At 44.8% G+C, this 12,373-nt stretch carries 8 protein-coding genes; 6 read left to right on the forward strand and 2 right to left on the reverse strand.

The genetic code is table 11. The annotated features are described in order from the left end of the window. The first annotated feature begins 66 nt into the window (after window positions 1–66). Both glgC and OH461_RS08185 read left to right on the forward strand, forming a co-directional pair. On the forward strand, window positions 67–1,281 hold the full coding sequence (gene glgC, locus OH461_RS08180; protein WP_270020143.1) for a glucose-1-phosphate adenylyltransferase: 1,215 nt from the start codon (window positions 67–69) through the stop codon (window positions 1,279–1,281). A 361-nt stretch (window positions 1,282–1,642) separates the two neighbouring features. Further along, window positions 1,643–2,791 (forward strand): iron-containing alcohol dehydrogenase, encoded by a 1,149-nt coding sequence (locus tag OH461_RS08185; protein WP_270020144.1) that lies wholly within the window; start codon window positions 1,643–1,645, stop codon window positions 2,789–2,791. 80 nt (window positions 2,792–2,871) lie between these two features. Here OH461_RS08185 and torS read toward each other — a convergent pair whose 3' ends face one another. Further along, entirely contained in the window at window positions 2,872–5,757 is a 2,886-nt protein-coding gene (gene torS / locus OH461_RS08190) for a TMAO reductase system sensor histidine kinase/response regulator TorS (protein WP_270020145.1), read from the reverse strand. A 58-nt stretch (window positions 5,758–5,815) separates the two neighbouring features. On the opposite strand from torS, the gene torT reads away from it, so the two are divergent. Together torT and OH461_RS08200 are read left to right on the forward strand one after the other, a co-directional pair. After that, window positions 5,816–6,835 carry a TMAO reductase system periplasmic protein TorT gene (gene torT, locus OH461_RS08195; protein WP_443088450.1) on the forward strand — a complete coding sequence of 340 codons (1,020 nt, stop codon included), beginning with the start codon at window positions 5,816–5,818 and terminating at the stop codon, window positions 6,833–6,835. Between the two features lie 9 nt (window positions 6,836–6,844). After that, a complete protein-coding gene (locus OH461_RS08200; RefSeq protein WP_270020147.1) occupies window positions 6,845–7,300 on the forward strand; it encodes a methylglyoxal synthase in 456 nt (151 codons plus the stop codon). A 101-nt stretch (window positions 7,301–7,401) separates the two neighbouring features. On the opposite strand, the gene helD is transcribed toward OH461_RS08200, so the two are convergent. Beyond that, window positions 7,402–9,468: a DNA helicase IV gene (helD, locus tag OH461_RS08205; RefSeq protein ID WP_270020148.1), complete on the reverse strand. Its 2,067-nt coding sequence runs from the start codon at window positions 9,466–9,468 to the stop codon at window positions 7,402–7,404. A gap of 194 nt (window positions 9,469–9,662) precedes the next feature. Between helD and yccS the strand changes: the two genes are divergently transcribed. Both yccS and OH461_RS08215 read left to right on the forward strand, forming a co-directional pair. Continuing rightward, complete coding sequence (yccS, locus tag OH461_RS08210) at window positions 9,663–11,819, forward strand: YccS family putative transporter (protein WP_270020149.1); 2,157 nt, start codon at window positions 9,663–9,665, stop codon at window positions 11,817–11,819. Between the two features lie 157 nt (window positions 11,820–11,976). After that, on the forward strand, window positions 11,977–12,180 hold the full coding sequence (locus OH461_RS08215; protein WP_270020150.1) for a hypothetical protein: 204 nt from the start codon (window positions 11,977–11,979) through the stop codon (window positions 12,178–12,180). The last annotated feature ends 193 nt before the right edge of the window (window positions 12,181–12,373 follow it).

Here is a 12,373-nt window from a genome sequence, read left to right on the forward strand (position 1 = left end):
TCACTTCCAATGTGGTCTATTTCTTGTACTACTCTGGTAGAACATTCCGAAATATAGGGAGATACCATGCAAGATGTGCTGACCGTTGTACTCGCCGGAGGCGTAGGCTCAAGATTGAGCCCCCTTACCGATGACCGAGCGAAACCTGCCGTTCCTTTTGGAGGTAAATATCGCATCATCGACTTCACGTTAACCAACTGTTTGCACTCAGGCTTACGTCGTATTTTGGTTCTTACGCAATATAAATCCCACTCATTACAAAAACACTTACGCGATGGCTGGTCTATTTTTAATCCCGAGCTTGGTGAGTTTGTTTCAGTTGTCCCTCCCCAAATGCGCGGGGGTGGTAAATGGTATGAAGGTACAGCGGATGCGATTTATCACAACTTGTGGTTGCTCGACCGTAGCGAAGCGAAATATGTCGTGGTGCTCTCTGGCGATCACATCTATCGCATGGACTATGCGGCCATGATTGAAGAGCACAAACGTAATAACGCTAAGCTGACCATTGCCAGCATGGAAGTGAACAAAGAAGATGCCAAACAATTTGGCGTGATCAATACAACTGAGAGCGGCGTGGTTACTGAATTTATTGAAAAGCCCGACAACCCACCCACACTCAACAGCCACTCGAACCGCAGCATGGTTTCGATGGGAATCTATGTATTTGATGTCGAAGTGTTACGCGAAGCACTAGAAACAGATGCAACACTCGATGCCTCAAGCCATGATTTTGGCAAAGACATCATCCCCAAACTTATCGATTCTCAGCAAGTTTACGCCCACCAATTTTGCAATGATTTAGGTCGTGTCGCCGTTGACTGTTATTGGCGCGATGTCGGTACTATTGATTCATTTTATGAAGCAAATATGGATCTATTAAAGCCGATTCCGCCCATGAACTTATATCAAAAAGACTGGGCGATTCGTACTTATGAGCGCCAATACCCACCAGCTCGAACTGTGTCATCAGAAACGGGAAACGAAGGCATATTTATCAACTCAATTATTGCCAATGGGGTTATCAATTCGGGAGGATCTGTTCAACATTCGGTAGTGTCAGCCAACGTGCGTATTAATGATGCCGCGACCGTGGTCGATAGTATTTTATTTGATGACGTTCAGGTGGGCGAAGGATGCCAACTGATCAACTGTATCGTCGACAAACATGTTCGTATCCCACCTAGAACGCAAATTGGGCTTAATCGAGTCGAAGATGCCAAGCGATTCCATATCTCTGAAAACGGTATTGTTGTCATACCGGAGAGTTATCAGTTCTAAACAAAACACCCTCTAACATTGTTAGAGGGTGTCGAAGAAGATTGACTAGATCTCCTATAGGGGACGTTCAGTATGGACAAAAATAACTCAATTAAAAACAGCAATTTTGTAAACTATTTTTTCCCTATTTAGTTTTGACATGGCACTTGTATTCGTGCCCCTCAGTCCCTATCTTAACTTTATGTTTAGGCCACTCAATCGTCGTTGATCAATCTACCACTCAACGTCGTAGAAGCTTGAATGTCGATAAATCAAATAACACTAACAATAACGCGACTCTATGATTGAACGCTAGTTTGCCTAAAACCAGCAGATTACCGCTTGCATCGAGTTCGAAATTACACTCTACGAGGTAATGTCCATGCAGTTCTCCTACTCTAACCCTACTCACATCTATTTTGGCCAAGGTCAAATCAGCGCAATTTCAACCGCCATTGAAAACAGTTCGAAAGTATTAGTGATCTACGGTGGTGGCTCAATTAAGAAAAATGGTGTTTATGAGCAAGTAACCAAAGCACTTGAAGGACATCAATGGCTTGAGTTTTCAGGTGTAGAGCCAAACCCAACCAAAGAAACTTTGGATAAAGCCGTTGCGATGGTCAAAGAGCACAACATCGACTTTATCCTGGCTGTTGGCGGTGGTTCAGTGATTGATGGCAGTAAGTATGTTGCCGCTGCCGCAAAATATGATGGCGACGGCTGGGATATTATGGTGGGTAAACATGCCGTGACGAGTGCCACTCCACTTGGTGCGATTTTAACCCTTCCTGCAACAGGTTCAGAATCAAACTCAGGCGCAGTTATTACCAAAGCAGAAACTCAAGACAAACTTCCGTTCATGTCTGCGCACGTTCAGCCAGTATTCGCGGTGATGGACCCTGATGTAATGAAAACTCTGCCAGAGCGTCAGTTACTCAACGGCTTAGTGGATGCATGGGTACACGTTTGTGAACAATACTTAACCTTTGACCATGGCGCTATGGTTCAAGATGGTTACGCTGAAGCGTTACTTCGCAATCTAAAACACTTAGGTAGTGAGTTCGCAGAGCGCGATAACGATCAATGGCGTGCAAACCTAATGTGGACAGCAAACCAAGCGCTCAATGGTTTGATCGGTTCAGGTGTTCCTCATGACTGGGCAACCCATATGATTGGCCATGAGCTAACTGCACTATGGCATGTAGACCACGCACGCTCACTTGCGATCGTTCAACCTCATCTTCTTCGCAATCAGCTCGAGAGCAAAAAAGCGAAATTAGAACAATTGGGGCGAAACGTGTTTGATTTACCTGCAAGTGATGACTTAGCGCTGAAAACCATTGAACAGATCGAAGCGTTCTATCATAGCCTTGGCGTTGATACGACATTCAACGGTTATGAAAATGATAAGCAAAGTGCTATCGATGCCGTTATCAACCAACTTAAAAAGCATGGCATGGTTGCATTAGGTGAAAAACAAGCGATTAGCTTGGAGCAATCTCGCCAAATCCTAGAAGATGCGATCGTGTAAGCATAGAGCTTCAATAACCACATAGTAATAGAGCCAGCAATTCGCTGGCTCTATTTTGTTTACACTATATATAGCGTCGATCAACTGACCGCAGATAACAGAGCCAGTTTCGATTGCTGAACCAGATCGACTAATGCGTCTTTTCTTTGTTGATACGCTTCAAGTGGTGCTGGATCTTTTTCAATTTGCAGGCAAATGTCATGTAAGGCTAATAATCCCAAACTGCCTGATGAGCCTTTCAACTTATGGGCAATCTGTTTTATTTGTATTGCATTATCACGCTCTTCTGCCTGTGATAATTCTTGAAGCATTTCATCACTACCATCAACAAATAGCGTGATAATTTGTTCCATCTTCGCTTTACCAAGCACGGCTAAATCATCTTGAATAATGCGCTCATTAAGTAATTGCACTGTCATCTCTTTTTCCGGTTTTGGTTCACTAAGTGCTAAGTTTGTCGTTAACGTTTTTCCGTCTAAGTGGCTTTGAATCAATCGACAAAGCGCGTCTTTATCGAGTGGCTTCGGTAAGTAACCATCAAAACCTGCCGCAAGGTAGCTCTCTACTTCTTCATTATAGACATGGGCAGAAACGGCAATAAAAGGAATAATACTTTGTTGCTTCGTTTGCTCTAGATGACGCAACTCACCCAGTAACTCCATCCCATCGCAATCTGGTAAATTGATATCTAGCAACGCGATATCGAATATCTGCTCTGCAAACAAGGCTTTTGCTTGCGCGCCATCTTCAGCAATCACCACCTGATGGCCAAGTTTTTGCAAGAACCCTTCTGCCACTACTTGGTTTACTGGATTATCTTCGACCAATAGTACTTTAGCTGAAGTAATACATTCAGAAGCGAGTTCTTTCTTGGTCACCTCTTTACCTTCCGCGAGAGGGATTGAGAACCAGAAACGGCTGCCTTGTCCCATTTGGCTTTCTACTTCAAGCTTGCCACCCATGGCTTCAACAATCCGCTGGCTAATAGCGAGGCCCAACCCTGTGCCCCCTTTACTGCCTAAGCCGCCAGATGCTTGAGTAAAGGCATCAAAGAGAGTCTCGATTTCTTTGTCTGAAATACCAATGCCGCTGTCTGATACTTCAAATAGCACATGCTTTTCATCTTCATCGAGTGATACGTAAATATCGACATGACCTTGGTCAGTAAATTTAATCGCATTGCCCACTAAATTGGTCATGACTTGGCTGATACGTGTGACATCACCATACCAAAACGGTGCGACATCACTTTCAATCACACAGCTCAAGTCCAACTGCTTCTCTTGCGCTCTACCCATTAACAGCTGATGAATGTCTTCAACCATATGATGTAGATTGAAATCGACCGGACGGATCTCAAGGTGTCCTGCTTCAATTTTTGAGTAATCAAGTACGTCATTTAAGATTGCCATGAGGTTTTTGCCGCTGCGATTAATAATGTCCACGTAGTAAGACTGCTGATTATTCAAGCCTTCATCTTTTAGTAGACGCGCTGTGCCCAGCACGCCATTCATCGGGGTACGAATTTCATGGCTCATGGTGGCTAGGAATGCCGACTTCGCTCGGCTCGCCTGCTCCGCTTCTTGGCGCGCTTTATTGTGATTTATTACTTCTTGATTCAATCGCGTATTCGCTTGTTGCAACTGATAGGTGCGCTCTGTGATCAATTGTTCTAATTGACCTTTATGTTCTTCTAACTCGCGTTTGGCCTTAATCTCGCTCTCCGCAACGACTTTAAGCGCCTGCGCTGTGTTTCGCGCGGTAATGATTGCTTGCCCCATATGTGCCAACTCATCGTTACCTTTAACGGTGATATCGACTTTAAGCTGACCTTGCGCTATCGAAAGTAGCGCTGATGAATACTCTGCTAGGCGCTTTAATACCGAGACATAAACCACTTTCCAAACGATCACGACTACGATCACCATACCCAATACAGTGATGATGGTCAGTGAAAGCTGAGCATAATCAAGGGTTGTTTTGAGCTCTTCAACCGCTTCTGTTGTGGTTAAGTTAGAGTCATCGACCAATTTATTTACCGTGGCGTTCAAAGTAGAAAACTGGGTCAATGTATCTTGCATAAGCTGTTGTGAAAGACGGTCGTTATCGTGACGCTGTAACAATACGTCAAATACCACTTCACGCTTCTCAAGCTTATGCAGCAAATCCGACATTTGGACTGAACGAGTTGGGTCTTCTACCGCTTTAACCCTGCGCTGCATTATAGATAGGTTGTCTTTGAACTGGTCACGAATCGTGTACAAGCGCTCAAGGTCAGAGATGGTTCTCACCTCTTCAATATGATTGAGCATTTGAAACGCCATCAAGTGAAGCTCATGCAGACGTTCAGCCAAATCAAGGTCAACTTCAACCAAGGCGTCCAATGCTTGGTACGCTTTACCCGTTTGCTTTTTTGCTAACAAATCATAAATGTGAGTGACGTTTGCAACTGCGATAGTACTGGTATTGGAAACTTGAGTTCGGGTGAGCTGTTCAAGCTCTTGCGCTAATGTACGCATCTCCTTGGTGCGAACAGCAAGATCTTGCTCTAGGAATAATTTCTTTTCCACCACGACACCCAGTTGGCTAAGTGTGTCTATGACTTTCTGTACATCATTCTCAAGCGTAGAAAGCAGTTGCGAGTCAAATGAATCTGACCCTAACTGCTTAATGTGAGTAAGTAAGGCTTCGAGCTGCGAGAAAAGTACTTGGCCCGATTCTTTGCGTTGCGCTTCATTCTTCGCATTAGAAAGCGTCTGTACCGAAGCGATGATGCGAGAGCTGAGCTCCGCGACTTGGCGAGCTTCAATCATCGAAGGGATGGCTGAGTTCACGACGTTACGCTCTGTTTTCGCTACAGAGGAAAAGCCAAATACACCGATCACCGATGACAATAATACCAACAAGGCCATCGCGAGAAAGGCAAATAACAGCTTGCGACCAATACTGGCTTTAGCGAGTAACATTCAAATTCATCACTTCTTAACTCTCAGAATATGCGCTATATTCTGCAATGTTTACACTATTTTATCCAACGAAAACCGCATGCCATTACCTATTGCCCGCAAAACATTGCGCACTTTTATCCTGCTTTTCGCCGGACTGACCTGCTCGACGAGTCTTTTCGCCAAAGAGCCGCATAAAGTATGCGCGATCTATCCGCACTTGAAAGACTCATACTGGCTTTCTGTTAACTATGGCATGGTTGACGAAGCTCGCAAGCTGGGCGTCGATTTACGCGTTCTTGAAGCTGGTGGCTACCCGCATCACGATAAACAACAGCAACAGTTGTCTCTGTGCACCCGCTGGGGCGCAGATGCCATCATACTTGGTACGGTCGCGCCAGAGCTATATTTCAGCTCACTCAAGCAATATGTTGGCAACACACCCGTTTTTGCCACCGTGAACAAACTATTGGTCGATAACACGAACCACCAAGTACTGAAAGGTGAAGTCGGTGTTGATTGGTACTGGATGGGATACTACACAGGCAAGTACCTGAAAGATAAACACCCTAAAGGTTCGGGCAAAACGAACATCGTCATTTTGCCAGGGCCAAAATCAAGCGGCGGTACCAAACCTGTCATGGTGGGTCTAATCGCAGCGCTGAAAGAAAGTGATATCAATATTCTTGATACCTTCTGGGCTGACAACGACAAAGAGCTTCAGCGTAATTTAGTCCAGCAAACCATCGACAACTACGACGTCGATTATATTGTTGGTAGTGCCGTGGCGATTGAAGCGGCAATCAGTGAGCTTCGCGCTGCCAATAAATCCGACCAAATTGGTTTAGTGTCTACCTATCTCAGTCATGGTGTATATCGTGGATTACTACGCAAACGCGTTGAGTTTGCTCCAACAGATAAAATGGTACTGCAAGGCCGTCTATCCATGAGACAAGCCATTGCCTATCTTAACGAAACTCCTTTTAAAAAGATCGAAGCACCGATTATTGAAGCTTTGACACCCAATAACCTTAACCCTACCGTTGTGGCAGACTCGCTTTCTCCTTCAGAGTATCGCCCAACTTTCTATACAAACTAGGACGTATTAATGCAAAAAACCACGCGCACTATGCCAGCCCATAAACACGTAGCCCTTGTTGCTCACGACAACTGCAAGCCAGAACTACTTCGCTGGGTAAAGGAAAACAAAGAAAAACTACAACGTCACTTCCTTTATGCGACAGGCACAACAGGCACAATGCTTAGCAAGGAAACTGGTTTAGCTATCAAATCTATGATCAGTGGCCCGATGGGTGGCGATCAGCAATTAGGTGCGCTGATTTCAGAAGGTAAGATCGACGTATTAGTCTTCTTTTGGGACCCGCTCAACGCGGTGCCACATGACCCAGATGTAAAAGCATTATTGCGCATCGCCAGTGTATGGAACATTCCTGTGGCAACTAACCGAGCTACCGCCAAGTTCTTGTTCACTTCTGATTTGATTGAACAAGAAGTAGATATTGAAATACCAGATTACGAAGCGTATTTGGCAGAAAGAACCTGACCTGCTAGCAATAAATTAAACCAATATCCTGAATCAAAAAAACCGAAGCACAATGCTTCGGTTTTTTATCGGTAACACTTCTACAGTAACTTCTGTACTCGCTATTTCGCTTCTACGACGGGATAGTCCCCTTGTAGTAACTCCTTAATAAAGCTTGAGCCACCTCCGGTATAAGTCACCCAAACTTTCTTTTTCGCCCGAGTCAATGCAACGTAAAATAAGCGGCGCTCTTCTGCGTAAGGGAAATCGTCATCTGAACGGGTTAAAGCGCTATCAATGTGCGGCGTTTTGACTCGCGCTGGGAACTGCCCTTCGTCGACATTCAAAACAATCACATAATCGGCTTCTTTACCCTTACTGGCGTGACAAGTCATAAACTCAATATCCAGGTTGTTGAATTGCTTCTTCCATTCCGCATAAAGCTCTGGTTTATGGTAATGGTTACGACCAAGCAACAACACTGATTGTGCTTTTTTGCTGTTACGATCCAGTTGATCCAAGATTTTCTCAACATTACCTATCGCAGTTAGCACCACCGCTTTGGCTTTTTGCTCTTTATGGCTATTAAGTTGCTTTTCAATTTGACGTGGGTTTTGCTGAACGAATTGATTTGCTACGTTGCCAAGTTGATTATTAAAGCGATACGTCGTATCCAAATAATGCAGTGTTGAGTTCGGGAAACGCTCTGCAAAGCCTGTCGTCAGATCAACATCGGCCCCCGCAAACTGATAAATGGACTGCCAATCATCACCTACAGCAAACAGCACACAATCTTGTTGCTCTTTTTGCTTACATAATGCTTCAACCAATGCCAAACGTTGGGGCGAAATATCTTGGTATTCATCAATCATGATGTACTTCCAAGGCGAGTTAAACTTACCCTTCTGTACATACTGCGTCGCACGACTGATCATGATGTTAAAATCAATCTCACCCTGCTCTTTCAGCATTTGTTGCCACGCTTGATAGCAAGGCCACACCAAAGCAAGTTCACTATTGAAACGAGTGTAATCACTGCTCTCTACCAATTTCTCTTGCAGTTGTTTCTTAGTGCAACCCATCGCCGCTAATTGCTGCAATTGAGTATCAAGCCATGCAATCAGTTTAGGGTTTTCAACTTGGCTCCCCAGTTCGTCATCACCGGCTAAGTAAGCAATTGGCCACTGGGATAAATGCTTTTGCCAACGCTTGAAGTTAGTTGGAGTCATCCAATGCTTTTTCAACCAGTCAATACACCACGCATGACGCAGCTTGTCATCCAAAGCAATTGGTGAGATCACGACTGGCTCTTGTTCCACTTGGCGCAAGATGTGCAAACCAAGCTGATGGAAGGTATTGACTGTAACGCCATTGGTACTTGGCCCAACTTTGGCTGAAAGACGCTGCTGCATTTCTTTTGCAGCTTCGCGGCCAAACGCCAGCATCAGTATCTGCTCAGCCGGAGCTAAGTGCCCTTCTAGCAGATAGGCAACGCGCGCGGTCAACACGCTGGTTTTGCCTGAGCCTGCTCCCGCTAATACGAGGTTATTGTTATCATTGAGCAACACCGCTTTTTGCTGGCTTAAGTTTAGCGGCGAAGATTCAATTTGCGAAAAGAGCACTTTCCAGTTTTCTAACTCATTCTCCATCCATTGCTGGTTTCGCTCTGCCAGAGTCATGTCGGGTTGCTCTATCCAAGGCAATAACTTTTCCATACGGCTTGGCATTCGAAGCTCTGCGTCTTCGAGTGTCATCGCCATATTGGCAAAATCTTGGTTGATTTCAGTCAACCAATGTTCGACTTGGCTATGGGTAACAAAAGATTGAGAGCGAGTAAAAGCATCAACACTCTCTTCCCACTTTGGCAGGTATTGATTAAGCTGCTTGCATTGATGGCTGTGCCATTGCTGATACTGTGTGATTGCTTGACGTGCGAACTTGCGACACTTTTCCCATGGAAGTCCCTGAACTAGCCAAGCTTGTTGAATGCCATCAGTATTATGAGCATAGAATTGAAGAGCTCCCCAAAATAGCCCTCGCTTTACCTCTACGCGACCATCCCATACATTAAATGGAATACGTTCTTCACTGGCTTCGGAACTTAAAACAAGGTGATGCTCTTCAATAGAGACTTGGTGATATTCGTTTTGAATAAAAAACTTTGCAGTCTTGTTTGCGTTTAGCTGCATTCTAATAAGCCTTTGGGTACTGATTTAGCCATCATAACGTAATAAGAATTTTATTTGAAAATTTAATGTCAACAATACGAATGTTCGAAAGTTGAGCAAATAAACGAGTTTCTTTATCTGCATCAGCAGTTTAACATGAGCACTCTGCTAAAGTGCTAGCATTAATACTCTTATAAACCAAAAGTTGAAGTCTCGTGCAATTTGTAAGTCAATTACGCCTCTATTGGGCCAATAAGACCTTTAATTACAGCATACTGATATTAGTAACGCTGCTTGGTGTGGTGATACCGGCTTGGTACTACCAACTCAACTCTCTGATCATTCCCCTCATTCTTGGTGTTATTGCCGCTGCACTTGCCGAAAGTGACGATAGCTTTACTGGCAGGCTTAAAGCGCTAACGCTGACCTTCATTTGTTTTGGTATCGCCTCTTTCTCTATCGAGTTTTTGTTTGATCATCCGCCAATGTTTGCCCTTGGCCTATTTGTTTCAACATTCGGTTTTATCATGTTGGGCGCCATTGGCCCGCGTTACGCGAGCATTGCTTTTGGTTCGCTGCTGATCGCTATCTACGCCATGTTAGGCGCACACGAAAGTACGAATGTTTGGTTTCAGCCATTAATGCTGATGACTGGTGCCGCATGGTATTACTTCATGTCGATGATTTGGCATGCTCTGTGGCCAATGCAACCTGTGCAACAAAGCTTGGCACATGTCTTTCTTCAACTGGCCAACTATTTGGATGCCAAAAGCGAGCTGTTTCATCCGATATCTAACCTCACTCCGCAGCCTCACCGAATCAAAGAAGCGACGTTAAATGCCGCGACAGTAAGCGCACTTAATATGTGTAAATCAACTTTGTTGAACCGCTCCAAACGTGGCCATATTGATGGTGCCAGCGACCGTTTTTTAAATATCTACTTTTTGGCACAAGACATTCATGAACGTGTGAGCTCTAGCCACTATCGTTACCAAGAACTCGCTGGGCATTTTGATCGCTCTGACATTCTGTTTCGCTTCAAACACGTTTTGCAGATGCAAGCCCAAGCATCTCGCGAGATAGCCACAGCGCTCCGCCTCGGCAAAGAATACCAATACGGGACTGATTCAGTCTTAGCGCTTGATGAGCTACAAAACTCGCTCGCTTATTTGCAACAACAGCAAAACCCACACTGGCGTTCGCTACTTAGCCAACTCGGTTACTTATTTAATAACTTGGCGACGGTAGATAAACAGCTAAGTAACGTTAACAACCCTGATGCAAACCGATTAGAAGAAGGGGTTCTAGACGATACTGAAGCCCACACCATCAAGACGATGTGGCAACGCATCAGTGCCAACTTAAACAAAGATTCGATGCTGTTTCGACATGCACTGCGCATGTCAATCGCTCTAACACTCGGCTATGGCATTATTCAAGCGTTTGATATTGAACGCGGTTACTGGATATTACTGACCACACTATTTGTTTGCCAACCAAACTACAGCGCAACCCGACAAAAGCTGGTTGCTCGCGTTGTGGGTACATTGGCTGGCTTACTCATTGGCGTACCTTTGCTTACTATGTTCCCATCGCAAGAAAGCCAGTTGGTCTTCATCGTCATCTCCGGCGTCGCCTTCTTCGCTTTCCGATTAGCGAATTATGGCTACGCGACAGGCTTTATTACCTTATTAGTGCTGTTCTGTTTTAACCAGCTAGGCGAAGGTTATGCTGTGGTATTGCCTCGCTTAGCCGACACACTGATTGGTTGTGCCCTCGCGGTAGGCGCGGTCATGTTTATTTTACCGGACTGGCAATCACGTCGTTTGCACAAGGTGATGGCCGATGCGATTGGTGCCAATCGTGACTATCTTGGTCAAATCATTGGACAATATCGAATCGGTAAAAAGGACAACCTGACCTATCGTATTACTCGTCGTTCTGCACACAACCAAGATGCTAACCTTGCGTCAGCAATTAGCTCTATGCTAGTTGAACCTGGGCGCTACCATGCCGCGGTGGATGAAAGCTTCCGCTTATTGACGTTAAACCATGCCCTACTTAGTTATGTGTCAGCGCTCGGAGCGCACCGTACGCGTATTGCGGATGAAGATATTCACCAACTGGTACTGGACGCGCACCGGGTCATTCACCGTCATTTGGATGTTCTTTTTGCTCAACTCAACCAACAATGTGATCAATGTGATACCAGCGACATTGACGATCCTGCGCTTGAAAAACGCCTGTCAGAATGGCGCGACGAAGATGACAGCTCTGCACGCATGGTGCTGCAACAGCTTTATTTGATCTATCGAATGCTGCCAGAGTTCCATTCACTTGCGAGCAAGTTTGCCGTGCGAGTAACCAAATAGGGTTAGCAGCACACTCATAACCGTAACTTCGTTTAAACGGGTGAAGCCTTAATACGCTTCACCCGTTGTCTATTTACGGTTTTATAAATGTCACCTGACATAACCCGGACAAAAAACAACCAGCTTGTTTTATTCTGAGTATCTCGGGGGATAAATTATGAAACTACCAATTAGTGACCAAACAGGTCAGCACAGGATGCGTAATCCTAAACATTTCGAATTATTAAGGGCGCAGATAAATAAGCTTTCGCCACAGCAGCTCATGGTTTTACGCGGCGAAATCAATACTCAGCTTGATGACTATAACAGTGTCAGTATTACTGATGAGGAAGCACTATTTATCAATAAGCTGTTTAATTGAACCAACATAAGCCAGCCAACCTATATAACAATAATGGCAACTGCAGTGGTTAGCCCCTTAAACCGAAGCGGCCCTTTCGTCCCTTTGGCGCCCCTTTAAAGTTCAAGCACCTCGCTACGCAACAAGTTCAAACACGTCTTCACTATTCGACAAGCCAATCATTGTTGTGGATTAAGCTCCCAATTATCGCTTT

It is taken from the genome of Vibrio sp. LaRot3, from assembly GCF_027587025.1.
Taxonomy (GTDB): Bacteria; Pseudomonadota; Gammaproteobacteria; order Enterobacterales; family Vibrionaceae; genus Vibrio.